Origin of the sequence: Pseudomonas sp. JAI111, assembly GCF_024809425.1 — a bacterium.
Taxonomy (GTDB): domain Bacteria; phylum Pseudomonadota; class Gammaproteobacteria; order Pseudomonadales; family Pseudomonadaceae; genus Aquipseudomonas.
Genome location: NZ_JANUCB010000002.1, coordinates 356,938 through 379,495 on the forward strand (window position 1 = coordinate 356,938; position 22,558 = coordinate 379,495).

General features: G+C 59.4%; 20 protein-coding genes and 2 pseudogenes. 8 read left to right on the forward strand and 14 right to left on the reverse strand.

The window, feature by feature from the left end:
- Positions 1 to 29: 29 nt before the first annotated feature.
- Positions 30 to 1,028, forward strand: a complete 999-nt coding sequence (locus HNR03_RS09285; protein WP_259152918.1) for an AraC family transcriptional regulator — start codon at positions 30 to 32, stop codon at positions 1,026 to 1,028.
- A 124-nt stretch (positions 1,029 to 1,152) separates the two neighbouring features.
- Here the strand turns inward: HNR03_RS09285 and HNR03_RS09290 are convergent.
- From HNR03_RS09290 to HNR03_RS09305, 4 genes and pseudogenes are all read right to left on the reverse strand, one after another.
- Positions 1,153 to 1,323: pseudogene (locus tag HNR03_RS09290) on the reverse strand (DUF6124 family protein); the annotation flags it as partial.
- 169 nt (positions 1,324 to 1,492) lie between these two features.
- Positions 1,493 to 2,839: an ATP-binding protein gene (locus tag HNR03_RS09295; protein ID WP_259152919.1), complete on the reverse strand. Its 1,347-nt coding sequence runs from the start codon at positions 2,837 to 2,839 to the stop codon at positions 1,493 to 1,495.
- Positions 2,836 to 3,513 (reverse strand): response regulator, encoded by a 678-nt coding sequence (locus HNR03_RS09300; RefSeq protein ID WP_259152926.1) that lies wholly within the window; start codon positions 3,511 to 3,513, stop codon positions 2,836 to 2,838. The genes HNR03_RS09295 and HNR03_RS09300 overlap by 4 nt, the downstream gene beginning before the upstream one ends.
- Positions 3,514 to 3,581: 68 nt before the next feature.
- A pseudogene (locus tag HNR03_RS09305) lies at positions 3,582 to 3,806 on the reverse strand (hypothetical protein); the annotation flags it as partial.
- 149 nt (positions 3,807 to 3,955) lie between these two features.
- On the opposite strand from HNR03_RS09305, the gene HNR03_RS09310 reads away from it, so the two are divergent.
- Both HNR03_RS09310 and HNR03_RS09315 read left to right on the forward strand, forming a co-directional pair.
- Positions 3,956 to 4,747 carry a dienelactone hydrolase family protein gene (locus HNR03_RS09310; RefSeq protein ID WP_259152932.1) on the forward strand — a complete coding sequence of 264 codons (792 nt, stop codon included), beginning with the start codon at positions 3,956 to 3,958 and terminating at the stop codon, positions 4,745 to 4,747.
- A 161-nt stretch (positions 4,748 to 4,908) separates the two neighbouring features.
- Positions 4,909 to 5,634, forward strand: a complete 726-nt coding sequence (locus HNR03_RS09315) for a 4'-phosphopantetheinyl transferase (protein ID WP_259152941.1) — start codon at positions 4,909 to 4,911, stop codon at positions 5,632 to 5,634.
- Between the two features lie 124 nt (positions 5,635 to 5,758).
- Here HNR03_RS09315 and HNR03_RS09320 read toward each other — a convergent pair whose 3' ends face one another.
- Both HNR03_RS09320 and HNR03_RS09325 read right to left on the reverse strand, forming a co-directional pair.
- Positions 5,759 to 7,369: an ATP-binding protein gene (locus HNR03_RS09320; RefSeq protein WP_259152947.1), complete on the reverse strand. Its 1,611-nt coding sequence runs from the start codon at positions 7,367 to 7,369 to the stop codon at positions 5,759 to 5,761.
- On the reverse strand, positions 7,366 to 8,079 hold the full coding sequence (locus tag HNR03_RS09325; protein ID WP_222588055.1) for a response regulator: 714 nt from the start codon (positions 8,077 to 8,079) through the stop codon (positions 7,366 to 7,368). Before HNR03_RS09325 ends, HNR03_RS09320 begins: the two co-directional genes overlap by 4 nt.
- A gap of 735 nt (positions 8,080 to 8,814) precedes the next feature.
- Here HNR03_RS09325 and HNR03_RS09330 point away from each other — a divergent pair.
- Positions 8,815 to 11,709, forward strand: a complete 2,895-nt coding sequence (locus tag HNR03_RS09330) for a ribonucleoside-diphosphate reductase subunit alpha (protein ID WP_259152949.1) — start codon at positions 8,815 to 8,817, stop codon at positions 11,707 to 11,709.
- Between the two features lie 289 nt (positions 11,710 to 11,998).
- Here HNR03_RS09330 and flgE read toward each other — a convergent pair whose 3' ends face one another.
- From flgE to HNR03_RS09360, 6 genes are all read right to left on the reverse strand, one after another.
- Positions 11,999 to 13,312, reverse strand: coding sequence for a flagellar hook protein FlgE (flgE, locus tag HNR03_RS09335; RefSeq protein ID WP_222588058.1), 1,314 nt, complete (start codon positions 13,310 to 13,312; stop codon positions 11,999 to 12,001).
- Between the two features lie 31 nt (positions 13,313 to 13,343).
- Positions 13,344 to 14,072, reverse strand: coding sequence for a flagellar hook assembly protein FlgD (flgD, locus tag HNR03_RS09340; protein WP_259152970.1), 729 nt, complete (start codon positions 14,070 to 14,072; stop codon positions 13,344 to 13,346).
- Positions 14,073 to 14,087: 15 nt separating this feature from the next.
- Complete coding sequence (gene flgC, locus HNR03_RS09345; protein WP_007937507.1) at positions 14,088 to 14,531, reverse strand: flagellar basal body rod protein FlgC; 444 nt, start codon at positions 14,529 to 14,531, stop codon at positions 14,088 to 14,090.
- A 3-nt stretch (positions 14,532 to 14,534) separates the two neighbouring features.
- Positions 14,535 to 14,942 carry a flagellar basal body rod protein FlgB gene (gene flgB / locus HNR03_RS09350; protein ID WP_222588060.1) on the reverse strand — a complete coding sequence of 136 codons (408 nt, stop codon included), beginning with the start codon at positions 14,940 to 14,942 and terminating at the stop codon, positions 14,535 to 14,537.
- A gap of 364 nt (positions 14,943 to 15,306) precedes the next feature.
- Positions 15,307 to 16,134 carry a protein-glutamate O-methyltransferase CheR gene (gene cheR, locus HNR03_RS09355; protein ID WP_007899126.1) on the reverse strand — a complete coding sequence of 276 codons (828 nt, stop codon included), beginning with the start codon at positions 16,132 to 16,134 and terminating at the stop codon, positions 15,307 to 15,309.
- 47 nt (positions 16,135 to 16,181) lie between these two features.
- Positions 16,182 to 17,114 carry a chemotaxis protein CheV gene (locus tag HNR03_RS09360; protein ID WP_208669481.1) on the reverse strand — a complete coding sequence of 311 codons (933 nt, stop codon included), beginning with the start codon at positions 17,112 to 17,114 and terminating at the stop codon, positions 16,182 to 16,184.
- An 83-nt stretch (positions 17,115 to 17,197) separates the two neighbouring features.
- On the opposite strand from HNR03_RS09360, the gene flgA reads away from it, so the two are divergent.
- From flgA to HNR03_RS09380, 4 genes are all read left to right on the forward strand, one after another.
- Positions 17,198 to 17,959 carry a flagellar basal body P-ring formation chaperone FlgA gene (gene flgA, locus HNR03_RS09365; protein ID WP_259153409.1) on the forward strand — a complete coding sequence of 254 codons (762 nt, stop codon included), beginning with the start codon at positions 17,198 to 17,200 and terminating at the stop codon, positions 17,957 to 17,959.
- 172 nt (positions 17,960 to 18,131) lie between these two features.
- A complete protein-coding gene (flgM, locus tag HNR03_RS09370; protein ID WP_090187018.1) occupies positions 18,132 to 18,458 on the forward strand; it encodes a flagellar biosynthesis anti-sigma factor FlgM in 327 nt (108 codons plus the stop codon).
- 48 nt (positions 18,459 to 18,506) lie between these two features.
- The gene (locus HNR03_RS09375; RefSeq protein WP_259152976.1) at positions 18,507 to 18,974 is read left to right on the forward strand and encodes a flagella synthesis protein FlgN; all 468 of its coding nucleotides are present in this window, start codon (positions 18,507 to 18,509) and stop codon (positions 18,972 to 18,974) included.
- 92 nt (positions 18,975 to 19,066) lie between these two features.
- Positions 19,067 to 19,813, forward strand: a complete 747-nt coding sequence (locus tag HNR03_RS09380) for a flagellar brake protein (protein WP_222588063.1) — start codon at positions 19,067 to 19,069, stop codon at positions 19,811 to 19,813.
- Positions 19,814 to 19,878: 65 nt separating this feature from the next.
- Here the strand turns inward: HNR03_RS09380 and HNR03_RS09385 are convergent, their stop codons facing one another.
- Positions 19,879 to 21,243, reverse strand: a complete 1,365-nt coding sequence (locus HNR03_RS09385) for an MFS transporter (RefSeq protein ID WP_259152979.1) — start codon at positions 21,241 to 21,243, stop codon at positions 19,879 to 19,881.
- Between the two features lie 70 nt (positions 21,244 to 21,313).
- The gene (locus HNR03_RS09390; protein ID WP_259153410.1) at positions 21,314 to 22,555 is read right to left on the reverse strand and encodes a glutamine synthetase family protein; all 1,242 of its coding nucleotides are present in this window, start codon (positions 22,553 to 22,555) and stop codon (positions 21,314 to 21,316) included.
- Between the last annotated feature and the right edge of the window lie 3 nt (positions 22,556 to 22,558).

Consider the following 22,558-nt stretch of genomic DNA (forward strand, 5'->3'; position numbering starts at 1 on the left):
CCGCCGTTCAATGGACGGACCTGCCTCCTATGCGCGAACGCACCATCGCCAGTCATTTCGCCCGAGCCGCCCTCGGTGGCGCGCAACGCCTCGGATATGACTGTTCCAATCTGTTGCAACAACTGGGCATCAGCCCCGAGTTGCTGGATGAGCCGCGCGCGCGTATTGCCCCTGAGCAGTTCACCCGTTTGATCCAGGGTTTGTGGCTGGCACTGGACGACGAATACCTCGGCTTCGGGCCGGTGCCCAGCAAAACCGGCACGTTCGCGATGATGTGCCATGCGGTGATTCACTGCCGCAATCTGGAAAAAGCACTTCATCGCGGCTTATTGTTTTATAGCCTATTCCCCGACGGTCCGCGTCTGACCCTGACCCGCGAAGATGAAATGATCCGCCTGAGCCTCGACGATTCGAAGTTCCAGGACCCGGACCATTTCCTGACCGAAAGCCAATTGATGGTATGGCATCGTCTCGGCAGCTGGCTGATCGGTCAGCGTATCCGGCTGGAACAGGCGACCTTCAGTTATCCAAAGCCGGAGCACGGCGCGGAATACGACTTGCTGTTCCCCTGCCCCATGGTTTTTTCCTCGGCGCAAAGCAGCCTGCTGTTTCACAGTCGTTACTTGAACATGCCGTTGTTACAGGACGAGCGCACCCTCAAGCACTTCCTCGAACACTCCCCCGCCGACCTGCTCTCGCGCCCGGATGACGGCGACAGCCTGAGCAGCCAGTTGCGCCGCTTGCTCAGCCGCGACAGTTCGCGCTGGCCGGACCTCGAAGCCGTGGCGGCACACCTGCACATCAGTCCGCAGACCTTGCGCCGGCACTTGCGTGAAGAAGGATCAAGCTTTCAGGAATTGAAGGATCAGTTGCGCAGGGACATTGCGATTTATCATCTGGGGCGTGCGGACCTGTCGTTGCAACAGATTGCCGAGCAGCTGGGGTTTTCCGAACCTTCGGCGTTTCACCGGGCGTTCAAGAAATGGACCGGGGTGACGCCAGGGGCGTACCGCGCGCAAGAGAACTGAAGGCCCACTGATCGTTCCCACGCTCTGCGTGGGAATGCCTCAAGGGACGCTCCGCGTTCCAGCTCTGGAAAGGGACGCGGAGCGTCCCGGGCTGCATTCCCACGCAGAGCGTGGGAACGATCAGTTAGCCAGCCGCATTCTGCGGATCGAGCCTGTCCAGCATCCGGTTCACCGCCAGCTCACCGAGCATCACGACTTGCTGAATCCCCAACACCGTGTGGCGATGGGAACCCTCGATCAAACCCGCGAAATTACTCAACATCACGCTCGCCGACGCCAAGGATTCACAGGCGTGGCCAGCCGAGTTGAGGTAGCGATCGAGGTTTAAGCACCGCTTGATGATCGTTCCCACGCTCCGCGTGGGAATGCCTCAACGGACGCTCCGCGTTCCGGCTCTGGAAAGGGACGCGGAGCGTCCCGGGCTACATTCCCACGCAGAGCGTGGGAACGATCAGTGACGGGGGTCAAACCACCGGAAAATGAATCCGGAACGCCGCCCCGCCCATCGGCGAATCCCCCAGCGTCAGCTTGGCGCTGTAGCTCTCGATGATGTCCTTGACCACCGCCAGGCCAATGCCCTGCCCCGGATGTTGTCGGTCCAGTCGCTCGCCGCGCTCGAGAATCCGTGCCCGCTGATCCGGTGGTACGCCCGGCCCGTCGTCTTCAACGCACAACTCAACGCCGCTCAGGGTTTCGCGCACGCTGATGCGCACTTCGCCCAGGCACAGGCGGTAGGCGTTTTCCAGCAGGTTGCCCATCATTTCCAGCAAGGCTCCCTGCTCGATCGGCACGTAACACGGGTCCGGCAGATCGAAAGCGACGCGCACGGGTTTGTCGCGGTAGACCTTGTCCAGCGTGTCGCACAGGCTTTTCAACACTGGGCGCAGGCGCACCTGATGGCGCACCAGACCACTTTTGCGCAGGCTGGCACGTTGCAGTTGATAGCTGATCTGCTGGCTCATGCGTTCGATCTGGTTTTGCAGCACCCGCGCCTGATCGCGGTCTTGCGGGCGTTTGGCCATGTCTTCGCTGACGCCTTGCAGCACGGTCAGCGGGGTTTTCAGGCTGTGGGCCAGGTCGTCGAGGGAGTCGCGGTAGCGGCTGCGCTGTTCCCGTTCGCTGTGTAGCAAACGGTTGAGGGAACCGGTCAGGCGCAGCAGTTCGCGTGGGTGTTGTTCGCTGAGGCTTTCGCGCGCGCCGTTTTCGATTTCGTCGAGTTCCTGACTAAGCCGGCGCAAGGCCTGCAAACCCCAGGTCAAACCGATCCACAGCAAGGCGAGCAGCACCAGCAACGCGGCGCCGAAACCCAGGTAGAGATTTTCGCGCAAGCCTTCGAGGGTCGCTTCGTATTCGCGCACCGGTTGCAGGGCAACGAAGCTGAATGCCGCGTTTTTGCCGCCGAGCAGTTTGACTTCGACGTCGTAGACGAAGAACTCCTGACCATTGGCTTCGCGAATGCGCGCAAATTCGCTGCCGAGTCCGTCGTAGCGCGGTTTGTAGTTGAGCATTTCTTCGCGGGTGGCTCTGGAACGCCACACCAGATGCCCTTCACGGTCGTAGATGTAGCCGAGCAAGCGGCTGTCGGTCAGGTTGAAGCGTTCATCGGGCAACTGCACGGGCATTTGCAGGGTGTTGTTTTCCATCCGCGCGGCGGAGATCAGCGTGGTCACGTCCGACGCCAGGCGCTGCTCGATGGAATCCTGTAACGCGAGGCTGAACGCGCCCTGCATCGCGGGCAGCAACGCCAGCATGAACAACACCGCCAGCAAAGTGGCGGCGAGCATCAAACGGACACGAAGGGATCGAATCAAGTGCAGCGCTCATTGAACAGGTAGCCAAGGCCACGCACGGTGTCGATTGGTTTGAAACCGGTCGGGCCTTCGAGTTTGCGGCGCAGACGGCCGACCAGCACTTCGATGACGTTCGGATCGCGCTCATCGTCGTCCGGGTAGAGTTGCTCCATCAGGCGATCCTTGGCCACCACTTGCTGATGATGACGCATGAGGTATTCCAGGATCCGGTATTCGTACGCGGTCAGGGCCAGCGGTTGTTCGTCGAGGGTGGCCTGTTTGCGATTGAGGTCCAGCAGCAGCGGTCCGGCGACGATGGTCGACTGCGTAAAACCGCTGGAGCGGCGCAGCAAGGCGTTCAGGCGTGCGTCGAGCTCCTCGAACTGGAACGGCTTGACCACGTAATCGTCGGCACCGGCGGCGAGGCCTTCGACCTTGTCCTGCCAGTTGCCTCGTGCAGTGAGGATCAGGATCGGGAAGGTATGGCCGCGTGAACGCAGCTGCCGAATCAAATCGAGCCCACCCATGCCCGGCAGGCCGAGGTCGATCACCGCCAGGTCATGGTTGAACTGCTCGGTCTGGTAGAGCGCCTCTTCGGCGTTGGCCACGGATTCGACCACATGGCCACTGTCCGTCAGGCGGGTTTGCAGGTGATGGCGCAACAGCGCTTCATCTTCAACGACCAGCAGTTTCATAACGCGCTCCTAGGCAAATCAACATCTCCAAAGCATGGTTTCGCCAGTCAGGTAAGCCGCGCAATCCTCACCGGGCAGGACAGATCGTAGCTGCCCCAGCAGGTTTTCCTGATGCAGTTTAATGCCATTGTCCGAGACCGACACGTTGTCGTTCGGGTGTGGGACTTTTTAATCTTGTCGCTGGTCTGTCCAAGAGTAAGGCTGGCGAAATTGTCGCCGTTGGCAAAAACAGTGGTGCTCACGCCCGAGACGGTGAAGGCCGCAAGCAGCTTTTTAAGCGAGCCATTGGGCATTTCCTCATGCGCCATTAGCTTTTGGACACTGGTCAAGCTTACGCACACCACCCTGAACGCACTCTGAACGCACTCTGAACGCACTCTGAACCTAAGCTGAATCACATCCACCCGACGGTTTTGATGACTTTATTGCAGGAGATCCGACCATGCGTGTTTGCCTCGCCCTCCTATTACTGGCCTTGAGCGGGCTTAGCCAAGCCGCGATCAAGACTCAGGAAATCCCCTATCAGAGCCCTGACGGCACCCACCTGATCGGCTATTACGCTTACGACGACGCGATCAAAGGCCAACGACCTGGCGTGGTGGTGGTGCACGAATGGTGGGGACTCAATGACTACACCAAACGCCGCGCCCGCGACCTGGCCGGCCTGGGCTACAGCGCCCTGGCCATCGACATGTATGGCGATGGCAAGAACACCGAACATCCCAAAGACGCCATGACCTTCATGCAGGCGGCGGTTAAAGACAGTGCCGCGTCCAGTGCGCGCTTCAAGGCCGGGCTCGACTTGCTGAAGAAACAGGCGCAGACCGACCCGAATAAAATCGCCGCCATCGGTTACTGCTTCGGTGGCGGCGTGGTGCTGAATGCGGCGCGCCAAGGCGTGCCATTGGCCGGTGTCGTGAGCTTCCACGGCGCGCTGGCCACCCAGACGCCAGCGACACCGGGGAGCGTGAAGGCGAAAATCCTCGTGGAGCATGGCGCTCTGGACAGCATGGTGACGGCGGACAATGTGGCGGCGTTCAAGGCTGAAATGGACAAGGCCGGGGCTGACTACAAGTTCGTCAGCCTTGAAGGCGCCAAGCACGGGTTCAGCAATCCGGATGCAGATCGCTTGAGCCATGGCGATCACGGCGGGCCGGACATTGGCTATAACAAATCGGCGGATGAAAAATCCTGGGCGGACATGCAGGCGTTTTTCAAGAAGATTTTTGGCTGATCGGACAGACCGAGGCGCGGCCATCGCGGGCAAGCCCGCTCCCACACTGGATCTATGTTGCAACACAAATCCATGTGGGAGCGGGCTTGCCCGCGATGGCCGCGCCTCGGTTTGAACCTTTGCACTACCCAGCCCGAGAGCAACCCGGCAAAATGCCCGACATGAATTCCGTCCCCGCCCTGCCCGTCTGCTGCACCCCACTCGATGCCCATTGGCCGCTGCCGTTTGTGCTGCCCGATACCGTGCTGTTGAGCACTCACTTCGATACCGCGCAACTGGCCAGCGATGATTTCCAGCGCAGCGCCATCGAGCCGCCAGCGAGCATCCAGCGCTCGGTCGCCAAGCGTCAGGCCGAGTTTCTCGCCGGGCGTGTTTGTGCACGCGCCGCGTTGCAACAGTTGGAAGGGCTGAGTTTCATCCCGGCCATCGGTGAAGACCGCGCCCCGGTGTGGCCTGCGCATATCAGCGGCTCCATCACCCACAGCACCGGCCGTGCGGCAGCGATTGTGGCGAAGAAAAGTGATTGGCGCGGTTTGGGGATGGACCTGGAAAACCTGCTCAACCCAGAGCGGGCCGAACGCCTGGCCGGGGAAATCCTTATACCGGCGGAGATGCAGCGCATGGCAGCCGGTGCTCGCGATCAGTTGGCGTTGCTGGTGACGCTGACGTTTTCGGTGAAGGAAAGCTTGTTCAAGGCGCTGTATCCGATTGTCCAGCAGCGTTTTTATTTTGAGCACGCTGAAGTGCTGGAGTGGAGTGAGGCTGGCGAGGTGCGGTTGCGTTTGCTGACGGATTTGTCTGCCGAGTGGCGCAACGGCACTGAGCTGGACGCGCAGTTTGGGATCAAGGATGGGCAGCTGTTGAGTCTGGTAAGCATCAAGGCCTGAGGATTTTCGGTGCGTGTACTGGCCTCATCGCGAGCAAGCCCGCTCCCACACGATCTACGCAGCACCTGAGATCCCTGTGGGAGCGGGCTTGCCCGCGATGAGGCCCTAAAGAACACCAACAATCTCAGCGCCTCTCCTGATTCCTCGGCCAACTCAGGCTGAAACAAGCCCCGCCCAGGCTTTTGCTCTTGCTGATCAACGCCCGCCCGTCATGCCAATGGATGATCCGTCGCACGATCGACAAGCCCAGACCATGCCCACCGGAAGCGCGAGTTCGGCTGTCATCGAGGCGCAGGAACGGCGTGAAGATTTTCTCCCACGCCGACTCCGGCACGCCCGGCCCGTCATCTTCGATGTCCACTCGGCAACGCTGTTGCCCAACCTGATAACTGACGGTCACCCGCGACGAAGCATGGCGCATGGCGTTGCTCACCAGGTTCTGCATCGCCCGGTGTAGATAGCGCGGCTCGGCTTCAACCCAGGCGTCATCACAATCGGCAGCCGACAAACACAAACCACGCTGCACGGTGACATCGGCGCGCAATGGCGCCAGCTCCTCGATCACCTGAGTCACCAGCGCATCCAGGTCGATCCGCTGAAAATTCAGCGCCGGCGAGCCCTGCTCCAGCCGCGCGTACGTCAGCATTTCGTCGACCAGTTTGTCGAGGTCCTCGATATCATGGTCCATGCCTTCAAGGTATTTCTCCAGTGCCTGCGGCGTGGTGGCCGAGCCGATCATTTCCAGGCCGAAACGCAGGCGCGCCACCGGTGTGCGCAATTCGTGGGACACCGCGCGCACCAGCTCCCGCTGGATCGCCAGCAACTGCTGCAAGTGCTCGGCCATGCCGTTGAATGCCGAGGCCAGGCGCCCTACCGAATCGGCGCCACGTGCCGGCACACGGGTTTCCAGGCTGCCCTTGGCGATGCGCGTGGCAGCTGCTTCGAGGCCACGCAAGCGGCGCTCCAGTTGACGCACCAACAGATAGACGATCAAACCGATCAGGCTCAAACCCAGGGCCGCGATCAGCACCAGCCATTCCGGCGGATACGGATTCATCTGATACAGCGGGCCGATTTCCAGCACCCACGGTGTGCCGACCATGCCGGCAAACACCCGGATCGAATCGCCGCCCTTGCCCAGCGCCATCACCGTGTCGCCCTCGGAGATACGGCGGCTCTGGTCCTCGTCCATGTCCGCCTGGTCGACGGTGACCAGGCGCAGGTCGAAACCAAAACCTTTGTCTTTCTTCAATTGCGCCAGACGCTTGGGCTGTTCGGCCACCGGTACGCGCACCAGTTCGTCGGCCAACAGATAAATGGTGGCCCGCGCCAGTTGCTCACTGATCTGCTGGACTTCACCCGTGAGAACGAGCTGTTCCTTCTCGCTGACCAGACGGTAAACCTTCGCCGCATGCGGACCGGTCTGTTCTACCAATGCCTGGCCACGCAGCACGCGGGTGCGCTGAGTGAGGTCGAGGTCGGTCTGGGCGAAGGTGTTCAACGCCAATGGAATGCCGAGCAAACGTTCCCACACCAGCAAGGCCCGATGGCGCTCGGTATCGTTCATCGGTTGCAGGTTGTCGGCCATCAGCGAAAAAGTGCCGTGGGCCAGGCGCTCGCGGTATTGCTCGCTGCGCACCTGATTGAGCAAATGCAACGCCAGCACGCCCAGCACAGCCACCAGAATCAGCGCCGCGCACATGCCGCCGTAGATGCGCAGGAAGATCGAGTTCACGGGGTGCAGGCTTCCGGAACGAACAGATAACCCTTGCTGCGGATGGTTTTGATCAATCGCGGATGATCCGGGTCGTCGCCGATTTTGGGCCGGATGCGCGAGATGCGCACATCGATGGAGCGGTCCTGGCCGTCATAGCCGATGCCGCGCAGCGCGGTGAAAATCTCTTCCCGGGACAGGATTCGGCCCGCGTTGGCCACCAGCAACCACAGCAGATCGAACTCGGCGCTGGTCAGTTCGATACCGCTGTCATTGAGCCAGGCTTCGCGCAGCGCGTTGTCCACCACCAGCGGACCGAACTGCAGGCGCCGTTGTTTTTCCGGGGCCACCTCAGGGGCTTCACTGCGGCGCAACAGCGCCTGGATACGCGCCAGCAACAGACGCGGGCGCACCGGTTTGCACACGTAATCGTCGGCACCCAGGTCGAGGCCAAGAATTTGATCGGTATCGTCGGTGCGGGCGGTGAGCATCAGGATCGGGCCGTCATATTTGTCGCGTACCTTGCGGCAGATGCTCAGGCCGTCTTCGCCCGGCAGCATCAGGTCGAGGATCACCAGGTCCGGCTTCTCGTTGATGATGCGCGCAGCGGCCAGCGCGCCATTGCCTTCGATCGACACGCGCAGGCCGTTGGCTTCCAGATATTCGCGGGTCAGTTCGGCCAGACGCTGGTCGTCCTCCACAATCAATACCTGCCAGGCTTCTTGCTCCACGGTGACCTCTGCTTGCCAACAACACTTATAAGGAAGGATCCGCCCGTCTTTTTGTAATGATTGGGGAGGATAAGAATGCGTACGCACTGGCCGATTGTATAAACGCCGAACGCCGAGAACACAAGCCGACAGATGCGTTCGGACAAGCGGATTTTTTGTGATAGGGTTCGCGCCCTTAAAAATCCGAATGACTGTTTTCAATCGCTGAAAATCAGTGGAAAACGGTTCGCTCCAGCTAGGTCGCGGCCTACACGCCCGTTCCACGTTTCACACACAATTTACGCACAGGTTTATCCACAGGTAGTACGTTGCAACACCCTCCAAAACGCATTATCTTGTACCTCGGCGCGAAAAAAACCCTACATGTAGGGTTTTAGCTTAAAAGCCCAACCACATTTCAGACCTGAAACTCAAGCGCTTTATTGCGTGTTGCAGGTTGAACCAAGCACGAATTTACAAGCCCAAACCGCGTGCGCGGATGGCACCGTTTTTCCAGGCCTGAACGGTCAGAACGGTACGGGTGTTGCAGTCATAACTGGCACCCCTGAAAGGAATCCGGCTTCGAGCCCAGGCTCGCGGCCAAAGACTTCGGCAAGGAAGCGGCATCATTAGCCTTTTTCCTACTGTCTCGAAGTTGTTATACCCGGCATCTCGTCGGTTGTAGTGCTTCAGGACAGAACGGTGGGCACCGTGATGGTGCCCAAACAAACATAGAGAATGTGGAGACAACCCCCCATGCAAACCGACACAACTCGCGAGAACCCGCAGGGCACCTTGCCGCAGGCCGCTGATTCGACTTCGGATCTGTCCGCCACCGCGCCTGGTCAACTGCGCGTGATCAAGCGTAACGGCACTGTCGTTCCTTACACCGATGACAAGATCACCGTCGCGATCACCAAAGCGTTTCTCGCAGTTGAAGGCGGCACCGCTGCCGCCTCGTCGCGAATCCATGACACCGTTGCCCGCCTGACCGAACAAGTCACCGCGACCTTCAAGCGTCGCATGCCATCGGGCGGCACCATCCACATTGAAGAAATCCAGGACCAGGTTGAACTGGCCCTGATGCGTGCCGGCGAGCAGAAAGTGGCTCGCGACTACGTGATCTACCGTGACGGCCGTTCGAAAGAACGCGCTGCCCACGCCCCGGCCGAAGAAGCCGTCAACGCTCACCCGTCGATCCGCATCACCCGCGCCGATGGCACCTTTGCTCCTCTGGACATGGGCCGCCTGAACACCATCGTCACCGAAGCGTGCGAAGGCCTGGAAGAAGTCGACGGCGACCTGATCCAGCGCGAAACCCTGAAAAACCTGTACGACGGCGTGGCCCTGACCGACGTCAACACCGCCCTGGTGATGACCGCCCGTACGCTGGTCGAGCGTGAGCCGAACTACTCGTTCGTGACCGCCCGCCTGCTGATGGACACCCTGCGTGCCGAAGGCCTGAGCTTCCTGAACGTTGCCGAAAGCGCGACCCACCACGAAATGGTCGACCTGTACGCCAAGGCCCTGCCTGCGTACATCGCCAAGGGTATCGAGTTCGAATTGCTGAACCCGATCCTGGCCACGTTTGACCTGGAAAAACTCGGCAAGGCGATCAACCACGAGCGCGATCAGCAGTTCACGTACCTGGGCCTGCAAACCCTGTACGACCGTTACTTCATCCACAAGGACGGTATCCGCTTCGAACTGCCGCAGATTTTCTTCATGCGCGTGGCCATGGGCCTGGCGATCGAAGAGAAGAACAAGGAAGACCGTGCGATCGAGTTCTACAACCTGTTGTCGTCCTTCGACTACATGTCCTCGACCCCGACCCTGTTCAACGCCGGCACCCTGCGTCCACAGCTGTCGAGCTGCTACCTGACCACCGTGCCGGATGACCTGTCCGGCATCTACCACGCGATCCACGACAACGCCATGTTGTCCAAATTCGCTGGCGGCCTGGGCAACGACTGGACACCGGTTCGTGCACTCGGCTCGTACATCAAGGGCACCAACGGCAAATCCCAGGGCGTTGTACCGTTCCTGAAAGTGGTGAACGACACCGCCGTCGCCGTTAACCAGGGTGGCAAGCGCAAAGGCGCTGTCTGTGCCTACCTGGAAACCTGGCACATGGACATCGAAGAGTTCATCGAGCTGCGCAAGAACACCGGTGATGACCGTCGTCGTACCCACGACATGAACACCGCCAACTGGATCCCTGACCTGTTCATGAAGCGCGTCTTCGATGACGGCAAGTGGACCCTGTTCTCGCCATCCGAAGTGCCGGACCTGCACGACCTGACCGGCAAGGCTTTCGAAGAGCGTTACGAGTACTACGAAGCCCTGACCGAATACCCAGGCAAGGTCAAATTGTTCAAGACCATCCAGGCCAAAGACCTGTGGCGCAAAATGCTGTCCATGCTGTTTGAAACCGGCCACCCATGGCTGACCTTCAAAGACCCGTGCAACCTGCGCAGCCCGCAGCAGCACGTGGGCGTGGTCCACAGCTCGAACCTGTGCACCGAGATCACCTTGAACACCAACAAGGACGAGATCGCCGTTTGCAACCTGGGCTCGATCAACCTGCCGAACCACATCGTCAACGGCAAGCTGGACACCGCCAAGCTGGAACGTACCGTGAACACCGCCGTTCGCATGCTCGATAACGTGATCGACATCAACTACTACTCGGTGCCGCAAGCGAAGAACTCCAACTTCAAACACCGTCCGGTCGGCCTGGGCATCATGGGCTTCCAGGACGCGCTGTACCTGCAGCACATTCCTTACGGTTCCGACGCTGCCGTCGAGTTCGCCGACAAGTCGATGGAAGCGGTCAGCTACTACGCGATCCAGGCCTCCTGCGACCTGGCCGACGAGCGCGGCGCCTACGAGACGTTCCAGGGTTCGCTGTGGTCCAAAGGCATCCTGCCGCTGGACTCGCAACAGATCCTGATCGAACAGCGTGGCCAGAAGTACATCGACGTTGACCTGAACGAATCCCTGGACTGGGCACCGGTTCGTGCCCGTGTACAGAAAGGCATTCGTAACTCCAACATCATGGCCATCGCACCGACCGCGACCATCGCCAACATCACTGGCGTATCGCAGTCGATCGAACCGACCTACCAGAACCTCTATGTGAAATCGAACCTGTCGGGCGAATTCACCGTGATCAACCCGTACCTGGTTCGCGACCTGAAGGCTCGCGGTCTGTGGGACGCGGTCATGATCAACGACCTGAAGTACTACGACGGTTCGGTGCAGCAGATCGAGCGCATCCCGCAAGAACTCAAAGAGCTCTACGCGACTGCTTTCGAAGTGGACACCAAGTGGATCGTTGACGCGGCCAGCCGTCGTCAGAAGTGGATCGACCAGGCTCAATCGCTGAACCTGTACATCGCTGGCGCCTCGGGCAAGAAGCTGGACGTGACCTACCGCATGGCTTGGTACCGTGGTCTGAAAACCACTTACTACCTCCGTGCCCTGGCCGCGACCAGCACCGAGAAGTCGACCATCAACACCGGCAAACTGAACGCTGTTTCCAGCGGCGGCAACCACGGTGAAGATTCGGTCCTGGCAGCTCCAGCCGGTCCTGCTCCAGTACCGAAGGCTTGCGCCATCGACGAGCCGGATTGCGAAGCTTGCCAATAAGCTGAACCGGTGAGCGCTGAAAGGCGCTGACTCGAAAACCCCCGATCAGTCCTCTGGACTGTCGGGGGTTTTCTTTTACCTCAAGGAAAGTGGCGGCCGGGCTGACGCCTTCGCGGGCAAGCCCGCTCCCACTGTGATCGCATTTCTCTGGGCCACCCCGGTCGCCTGTGGGAGCGGGCTTGCCCGCGAAGAGGCCTGCACATACCACCAAAACTTCGGCACCACATAAATAATCCCGGCAAAAAAAAACCCCTCTTGCGAGGGGTTCTTTATGCAGCGCTAACCCGCATCAGGTCATCTGAATGATGGTCTGCATGATGGTGCTCTGGGTGGAGATGGTCTTGGCGTTCGCCTGGTAGTTGCTCTGCGCCTTGATCAGGTTGACCAGTTCGTTGGTCAGGTTGACGTTGGACTCTTCCAGGGAGTTGGACTGGATGGAGCCCAGGGTCCCGGTTTCCGGAGCGTCATAGCCCGGGATACCCGAGGCGTAAGTCTCTTTCCAGCTGGTACCGCCAATCGCTTGCAGGCCTTGTTCGTTAGTGAAGCTGGCCAGCGCAACCTGGCCGATGGCCTTGCTCTGGTTGTTGCTGAAGTTGGCGAACAGGGTGCCGGTGCCGTCGATGGTCAGGTTGGTGATCTGGCCAGTGGCGTAACCGTCCTGAGTCGGGATGGAACGGGCGGTGTCAGCGTTGTACTGGGTAGTCTTGGCCAACGAAATGGTTACGCCTGCCGGGTTGGCGGCTGCACCGTTGGCTGTCCAGACGCCATTGGTCACGGTGCCTGGTACCCAGTTGTTCAGCTTCAAGTCAGTGCTGATGACTCCAGGGGGCGTGCTGACCTGAGTCAACTTGCCGCCAGAGTCGAACGACAGTGTCGAAGCGACCGGGGCAGTGACTTTCGGGTCGCTGCCGGTAGCATCCGGGTTACGACCATCGACCAGGGTATAAACCTTCCAGGTGTTGCCAGCCGTTTTCACCATGTACTGATCCATGGTGTGCTGGTTGCCCTGGCTGTCATAGATCGGAGTGCTGAACGACTTGGTGTAGGTCGCCGTCAGTGTCGGGTCGAACTTGCCCGCCGGGACGGTATCGTCGATGACCGGAGCCGTCGAGTTCAAGTTGATTGTCGATGCCACGGCCGAAGTCGACTTCGGCGCCAGGTTCGAGGTGTCCAGTTTCAGGTCAGTCAACACGCCGTTGATGATCTTGCCGTTGGCATCCACGCCGTAGCCTTGCAGGCGGGACGTGTAATCGGTGTTGGTGATGAAACCGTCCTTGTCGACCTTGAACGTACCGTTACGGGTGTAGGACACCGAACCGTTATTGCTCAAGGCGAAGAAACCCGAACCGTTGATGCCCATGTCCAGCACGTTACCGGTGTTGTTGATGTCACCCTGGGTGAACTGCTGGGACACGTTGGCCAGGCGCACGCCGCTGCCGACCACTTTGCCGCCGCTGCCGAGTTTGGTCGCCGAGTAGACGTCTTCAAATTCAGTGCGGGAGGATTTGAAACCGGTGGTCGCGACGTTGGCGATGTTGTTACCGGTCACGTCCAGTTGTTTGTTGGCTGCATAGAGACCGCTAAGGCCGATATTGAAAGACATATTCCACTCCTTTGTGCCGGGTTAGTCGGCTCTATATACCAATGGTTTGAACTTTGGACAGGGCGACGGGGCCCAGGCCCGCCAGGTTGAGCGTCAGCTCGCCGCCGGTCTGGCTCAGGGTCACGCTGTTGACGGTGGCCGGCAGGTAAACCGCCAGGTCCGTCGCCGTGCCGTTGACCGGTGCACTGGCCTTGATGGTGTAGGCGCCGACCGGAACGGGATTGCCGCTCGAGTCCTTGCCATCCCAGGTAAAGCTGGAACTACCGACCGCACGGGTGCCCAGATCGATGGTTCTGATGGTTTTGCCAGTGCTGTCGGCAACGGTCACGGTGCCGCTGGCGATGGACGACGTCAGGTTGACCGAGCCGTTGACGGCCTTGGTCGGATCATCGACCTGGATATTGTTGGTCTGCACGATCACGGAACGGCCGACCAGGGACGACGCCTGCAGCGCTTGCGAAGAGCTGTAGTTGCCGGCAATCGAGCTGACCGTGCTGTTGAGCGTGGTGATGCCTTCCAGGCTGCTGAACTGGGCCAACTGGGCGACGAACGCGCTGTTGTCCTGCGGGTCGAGCGGGTTCTGGTTTTTGAGCTGGGTGACCAGCAATTGCAGGAACGCATCCTTGCCCAGCGCTTTACCGCCCGTCGCGCTGTTGGTCGCGGAGGCAATGCCGCCCGACGTGGAGCTGCTGGACTTGACGGAAGAGTTCGCCAGAATGTCATTGACGCTGAGGCTGCTGGTGGAATCGGTAACACTCATCTGAGTCGCCCCTTATCACTGACCGAGGGTCAGGACCTTCTGCATCATGGTTTTGGCGGTGTTCATCATTTCGGCGTTGGTCTGGAACGAACGACTGGCGGAAATCATGTCGGCCATTTCTTCCACGACGTTGACGTTCGGGTAGTAGACGTAGCCCTTGGCGTCGGCCGCCGGATGGTTCGGCTCGTAACGCGCCTCAAGGTTGCTCTGATCCTCAACCACGCCCAGCACTTGTACGCCTTGACCGGCCGCGTCCTGGTTCTGGAACAGCGAATCACTGCCGCCGCTCTGGCCGCCCTGGAACATGGTGGCGAACACAGGGTGACGGGCGCGATAGGTCTGGTCGATGCTCGACGAAACGGTTTCGGCGTTGGCGATGTTCGAAGCCACGGTGTTCAAGCGAGTGGTCTGGGCACTCATGCCGCTACCGGCAATGTTGAAAACACTGGATAGAGACATGAATTACTCTCCGCGCAGGGCTGACATCAGCCCTTTGAATTTGCTGTTGAGCAGGGTGAAGCTGGCCTGGAAACCGACCGCGTTTTCCGCGTAGTTCGACTGTTCCAGTTGAGCGTCCACGGTGTTCTGGTCGATCGACGGTTGCATCGGCGTGCGATACATCAGCGATTCGTCGCCGTTACCCAGGCCTTGTGCTTCGATATGACGGTTGTTGGTCATGTTCAAGGCAAAGGTGCCGCCGTTGGTTTTCTCGTTCTGTGCAGCGAGCACTTTGGAGAACTCCAGATCCCGAGCCTTGTAGTTCGGGGTATCGGCGTTGGCAATGTTGTTGGCCAGGACTTCGGCACGCTGGGCGCGAAAGCCCAAGGCTTGTTCGTGGATACCGAGCGCTTTATCGAAGCTGATGCTCATGTCGGGAAACCTTCGGGTGACCTGATTTTCGTAACAGAGACATAGCAAGCGGCGTGCCAATTCAAAAAATCCCGTAAACCGGGGCTTTGCGGGGCGGTGGCAAGGCGGCAATGCCAGAAAAGCGGCAACCGGTTTCCGCCGTCTGCCGCTTTTCTGCCGCTTTCCCACCGGCAGCACCTATTCGAATGTGGGAGCGGGCTTGCTCGCGAAGGCGGAGTGTCAATCAAAGCAGATGTCGACTGACACGACGCCTTCGCGAGCAAGCCCGCTCCCACATTTGGATTGGGGTGTGTGTGGGAAATCATCAGGCATAAAAAAACGGGAGCCCCTGAGGACTCCCGTTTTCATGTGTGCCGCCAACCCATCACTTCGCCTGGTAAATGATCCCCGGACTGCACTGGACCATCTGGTAGTGATCCGGCAAACCGTTCAGCGCTTCGGAGGCGCCGAGGAACAGATAACCGCCGGGCTTGAGGGTGCTGTGAATGCGCAACAGGATGTCTTTCTTCACCTCGGCGGAAAAGTAGATCAACACGTTGCGGCAGAACACGATATCGAACTTGCCCAGGGCCGCGTAGCTGTCGAGCAGGTTGAACGAGCGAAACTCCACGCGGCTCTTGATCGGCGCCTTGATGGCCCAGCGTCCCGGCCCCTTGGGGTCGAAATAACGCTGAAGGCGTTCGGGCGACAGGCCACGGCCGATGGCCAGGCTGTCGTACTCGCCGGTCTTGCAGTTGGTCAGCATGGTGCCGGACAAATCAGTGGCAACGATCTGCACACCCATTTTCAACTGGCCCATGTTGACCCGCTCGAACTCATCGATGGACATCGACAGCGAATACGGTTCCTGACCCGACGAGCACGCCGCCGACCAGATCCGCAGACGTTGACCGGGGGCCGCCTTGATCGCTTCGGGCAGCACCTTGTTCTTCAAGACTTCAAACGGATAGGTGTCACGAAACCACAGGGTTTCGTTGGTGGTCATGGCATCCACCACCATCTCGCGCAAACCACTGCGCGGCTGGGTCTGAATGCGCTGGACCAGTTCACCCAACGACTTGATACCCTGCTGTTCCATCAGTTTGTTGAGACGGCTCGAGACCAGGTATTGCTTGTTTTCACCGAGCAAAATGCCACAGGCTTTTTCCAGGAATACCCGGAACTGTTCGAAATCCAAATTACCCGTAGACAAAGATACCGCCTCTTAAATCGTGTTGAACCGCCAGGGACAAAAGGCCCCTAGCTGATATCTGCTGCTTTGATCCGGTCGACTACCCGGGATGCCAGGTCATCAGGGCGGAATTTGGCAAGGAAGTCATCAGCACCGACTTTCTTGACCATCGCCTGATTGAATACGCCCGACAACGAAGTATGCAGGATGATATGAAGCTTTTGCATGCGCGGGTCGGCGCGGATCTCCGCCGTAAGGGTGTACCCGTCCATTTCCGGCATCTCGATGTCGGAAATCATCATCAGGAACTCTTCTTCCGGCTTCTTGCCCTCGTCGACCAGCTTGCGCAGGTATTCCAGCGCTTGCCTACCGTCGTTCAACGCCACCACTTCGACGCCGACCGTTTGCAGGCAGCGCGTCACTTGCTTGCGCGCCACCGATGAGTCATCGACCGTCAAGACCCGCAGCGACAACGCTTTGTGCTGGGTTTCGACATCCACCACGCCGACCGAAATCGCTTCCGGTGTCGGCGCCACTTCCGCCAGCACTTTTTCGACGTCGATGATTTCGACTAGCTGATTGTCGACCCGAGTCACAGCGGTCAGGTAATGATCGCGCCCGGTGCCCTTGGGAGGCGGATGAATTTCCTCCCAGTTCATGTTGACGATGCGCTCCACCGAGCGCACCAGGAAACCCTGGGTCTTGGTGTTGTACTCCGTGATGATCACAAACGGATTGCTCTGATCCTTAAGCGCGCCGGAGCCGGTTGCCATTGCCAGATCAAGAATCGGAATGGTCGCCCCTCGGATATTTGCTACACCGCACACGACAGGACTGGACTTGGGCATCAGGGTCAGCTTGGGGCATTGCAGCACCTCACGAACCTTGAACACGTTGATCCCATACAGCTGCTGGCCGTCAAGACGGAACAACAACAGCTCAAGGCGATTCTGCCCCACCAGTTGCGTGCGCTGGTTTACCGAATCCATTACACCAGCCATGCACAGAACTCCTACACCAACGCTTAAGTGTGTTGCGACGCCCATTCATTGCTAAACGGCACGGCGCTTGCTTTTTAACTCTTATGAACACAGAACCGACATTTTTCCGACGCCTGACATCAACTTTCCGCAAATTGCTTTGTGCGATATCGGCCGTTTGCCTGTTCAACGCTGGCAGCCCTGCCCTTGCTGACGCGGTTACCTTGCCTGACATGCTTATCGGCGTCACTCAGGGCTTTCTTGAGTTCACCGTAGAAGACTATTTGGCTACCAGTCAAACCGAAGGCCGCTACGAAATCGAAGTCAACCGACTCGATCCACGTATGCATATGCCCATGTGCGACAAGGAATTGACAGCCACTCTGGAGAGCCCGGCGACTCCGATCGGACGGGTCACGGTCAAGGTTCGCTGTGATAGCTCATCGCCCTGGACCGTGTTCGTACCCGCTCAAGTCCGCCTGTTTCGGGACGTTGTCACGACCACTCGGCCGCTCAAGCGCGCCGGTATCATCGAACCCGGCGACGTAATGCTGCGCGAACGTGATATCAGTCTGATCAACCAGGGTTATTTCACCGCGCTGGATCAAGCCATTGGACAAAAACTTACCCGACCAACGGTCGCCGATCAGGTCCTGACGCTGGTCCATCTAGAACAGGCGGAAGTCATCAGCAAGGGCGACCAAGTGGTGATTACCGCGCGCAGTGGTACGCTCAGTGTGCGCATGCCCGGCGAAGCGCTTTCCAACGGCGGCTTGCGTGAACAGATTCGAGTGAAAAACCTTAATTCCAACCGGGTCATCAAGGCGCAGGTGATCGCGCCAGGCCAAGTGGAAGTGGCTATGTAGATATCTCTGGCTCTATGGGTGAAGAGATGGCGTGTTGCCCGGCTGTTCCCTAAACTGTGCCCCAGGCAGGACAAGCACTGGCACTTGCACGCTCATTGATAAATGGGCCTAAAGTTTTTGCAGGGAGAGCCGAAAACATGGCAAGCGTCCAAATACCCAGAGGTTTTTTATCATGGTCATCGATTTCAGCCGTTTAAACAGCTCCTCGCCACTTACCGGCAGTACGCGTACCAGCGCCGCGAAGGAAACCGCCGAAGCCGGCAAATCCGCGCCGCTGAATACCCCGGCCGAACAGGCCAGTACCGTCACAAGCGGGGAATCGGTACACCTCAGCAATGAGGCTCAACAGTTGCAGAAGGTCACTGACAAGCTGCGCGATCAGCCTGCCGTCGACAACGCCCGCGTGGCAGAGTTGAAAGCAGCAATCGCCGATGGCAGCTATAAAGTCGACAGCAACCGTGTAGCCAGCAAACTGCTCAACTTCGAAGCCCAGCGCTAGGCCATTGCCTGCGCCAGGCTTTTGGACGCTTAAACCCCAAGGCCAGCCATGCACGATACTAATTTACTGCAACTGATCATCGACGACTTTGCCCCGGCGCAACACTTGCTGGAGTTACTGCAAACCGAGTCCCTCGCCTTGCATGGTCGTGACATGCAACTGCTCGAGGATATTCTCGCGCAGAAACAGGCACTGATCGTTTTGCTTGACCAGCATGGCCGCAAGCGCAGTGAAATCCTCGCCAGCCTCAACCTGCCGCTCGATCGCACAGGCCTCGAGCAACTTGCCAGCCATTCCAGCATTGGCGAACAGTTGCTGGCACAGAGCGATGTACTGACTGACCTCCTGGCTCAGTGCCAGGCTGCGAACGCCAGTAACGGCCAGTCCATTCTGGTTCAGCAGGCCGCCACGGCCAATCAGCTGAAAATCCTCACCGGCGGCGAACCACCCGCACTTTATGATGCTCGCGGATCCACCGCCAAGCTTGCGAAGCCGCGCCCGCTCAGTCAGGCTTGAGCCTTTGCATCGACACGCCCTATCAAGACACGAAACATGCTGGCAAAATGCTGGCTCGCCGTAGTCATTTTTTGCCTGGAGATTGATTAACCGTGTTCAATACCCAAAGCGCGGAAGACGCCCCGCAGCCACCCAAGGTGCTTACCACACCTCTGGAAATCTCCAGCAACCTGCGCCAGCTTCAGGACAGCCATGACCCACTGATCATCACGTTCCATGAGCGCACCCAGCGCTTTCAGAGCTATCTGGTGGACGTTGATCGCGACCGCAACATGATCGCCCTGGATGAAATGATCCCGCGTGACGGAGAACGGTTTCTGCTGGCCGGAGAACCGTACAAAGTTGAAGGCTTCCACGACGGTGTGCGCATCGCCTGGGAAAGCAATGGCGCGCTGACCATCGATGAGTCCGGCGATACTCGCTGCTATCGTGGCCCCCTGCCCGCTGAAGTGGTTTATCACCAGCGCCGCAATGCGTTCCGTGCAGCGTTGAAACTGGCGCAACTGGTCAGCGTCGAACTGGGTGGCGACAAACTCAAGTCGAGCCTGGGCGGCAAGCTGCTGGACATCTCGGCCACCGGCTGCAAGCTGCGTTTTGAAGGCGACATCACCAGCAGCCTGCAACTGGGCCAGGTCTATGACCGCTTCGTCGCCGCCCTGCCCTTTGGCAACATGACCGCACCGGTCGAGCTGCGTTACCTGCACTTCGAAGAGAAGATCTCCACTACCTTTGCCGGTGTTCGCTTCCATAACATGAGCGGACTGGTGCAGCGGCAAGTCGAGCGCTTCGTCTATCAGTTGCAACGCGAAGCACGACGTTTCGACAAAGACGACATGTAATACGACGCTTCAACAAAAAAACGGGCAGTCCCTTGCGGTGACTGCCCGTTTTTTTATGCCTTGGCCTATGGCCGGGCCTCGGTAAAACTCTGCTCGCGGCCCGCGTCCGGATCTTCAGGTGGCGGATCCGCCTGCGGTTCCGGTTCAGGCTCCGGCTCGGGGCTGATCGGGCTCTGCATCTGGTCTTGCACCACCTGCTCATCGACACGCGGATCGAGGCACGCCACCAGCGGCGAACTGGACATGCTGTCCGGCATGGCCACGTGATGCAGCGGCGCATCGTCGACCTGATGCAGGTTGGTGACCGCTTTGGGGCGGATGCGCCACACCAGCACCAACGCGAAGAAACTGAAGAAGGCATAGAGCATGTGGCTGCCAAACAGCTTCATCAGTACACCGGCCACCAACGGCCCGATACTGGCGCCAACGCCGTAGGTCACCAGCAACATGGCAGTCAGCGAGACACGACGATCACCTTCGACATGGTCATTGGAGAACGCCACCGCCAGCGGATACAGGCAGAACATCACCAGTGAACAGAAGAACCCGGCGACAAACAAAATCTCCAGCGGCACCTGCTGCATGATGGCCAGCGGCAACGCAGTCAGGGCCAGCACCACCGCAAAACAGCGGATCAACAATGCCCGGTCATAACGGTCGGACAGCCAGCCCAACGGCCACTGCACCACCAGTCCGGCAAAAATACAGCTACCCATGAACAGACCGACCTGCTCGGTGGACAACCCTTGCTGCGAGGCATACAACGGCGCCAGACCGTAGAACGAGCCAATGATCAGCCCTGCCCCCAGCACCGTACTCAAAGACTGCGGCACACGCTTGATGAAGAACCGCGGCTCCATTGGCGCCGGATGCAACGGTGCCGGGTGAATCCGGCGTGTCAGGGCCACCGGCACCAGGCACAGCGCGAAGCACAAGGCGACCAGCATCAGCAGCTCCAGGCCCAGCGCCGGGTGCATGACCAGAATCAGCTGACCCAGCACCAGCCCCAGGTAGGAGGCGATCATGTAGCCGCTGAACACCGTGCCACGCTGCGAAGCTTCAGCCTGCTCGTTGAGCCAGCTTTCAATGACCATGTACTGGCACATCATGCCCAGGCCGACGATGATCCGCAGGAATATCCAGGCTGGCAGCCAGTCGATCAGGCCGTGGCCGAGCACCGCCGCGCCAACGATACCGGCGCAGGCCGAATAGGCTCGAATGTGTCCGACCCGGGCAATCAGCCGGTGGCCAATCTTGCCGCCCAGCACCAGGCCAAAATAGTTGGCCGCCATCAACGCACCGACCCACAGGCTGTCGACGTGATCGGCCGCCAGGCGCAAGCCCAGGTACGTACTCAGCAAGCCAGAGCCGATCAACATCATCAGCGAGGCAAAATAAAGCGCTCGAAAAGGTTTCCAGATTTGGCGCATCGGCGTTCCGAGCGGCTCCTTGCAGTGAGAGTCGGGCTATCCGAAAAGATAGACCGTAGACGATAAATCGTCAGGCCTGAGCAGCCAGGACACGGCGCTCCCAGGGCGTAATTTCATCGAAGAAGCTGGTCAACTCCATGGTCTTCGAAGCGACGTAGCCTTCGATGAACTCATTGCCAAACAGTTCCTTCGCCAATTGGCTACGTTTCAGACGTTCAAGAGCGGCATGCAAGGTACACGGCAACGAAAGATTATCCGGCACCTGGAATTCGCCCTGGATCGCCTCGCTCGGCTCCAGTTCGTTCTCAATACCATGCAAACCGGCGGCAAGGCTGGCGGCGATCGCCAGGTACGGATTGGCATCAGCGCCCGGCAGACGGTTCTCGACCCGACGAGCGGCCGGCGAACTGGCGGGAATGCGCAACCCGGCGGCTCGGTTGTCGTGGGACCAGCAGGCATTATTCGGTGACGCGTAGGGATGACACAAGCGCTGATAGGAGTTCACGTTCGGTGCAAACAGCGCGGTGAAATCAGCCATGCAGGCCTGCTGGCCGCCGATGAAATGACGGAAGGTGGCGGTCGGCTGCCCGGCCTCGTCGCTGAACACGTTACGCCCGCTGCCGATCTCGACGATGCTCTGGTGAATGTGCATCGAACTGCCCGGCGTGTGCGCCAGGGGTTTGGCCATGCAGACCACGGTCAAGCCATGCTTGAGCGCGACTTCTTTGAGTAGATGCTTGAACAGTAACGTCTGGTCGGCCAGCAGCAATGGATCGCCGTGCAGCAAGTTGATCTCGAACTGGCTGACGCCCATCTCGTGCATAAAGGTATCGCGCGGCAGGCCCAACGCCGCCATGCATTGGTAGACGTCACTGAAGAACGGCCGCAAACCGTTGTTGGAACTGACGCTGAACGCCGAATGACCGTCCTCGCGTCGACCGTCCAGGCCCAGCGGCGGCTGGAACGGCTGGGTTGGATCGGGATTGGGCGCGAACACGAAGAATTCCAGCTCGGTCGCCACCACTGGCGCCAGGCCCAGGGCCGCGTAACGCGCGATGACCGCCTTGAGCTGGCCACGGGTCGACAGGTTCGAGTGTTCGCCGGTCAGCTCGTCGGCGTCACAAATGGCCAACGCTCGCGGTGGATTACTCCAGGGCAGGCGATGGATCTGCGCCGGATCAGGCACCAGCGCCAGGTCGCCGTCGTCACTGCCGTAAAACCGTGCTGCCGGGTAGCCGCCCATGATGCATTGCAGCAGCACACCCCGCGCCATCTGCAAACGCCGCCCATCAAGGAATCCTTCGGCGGTCATCAC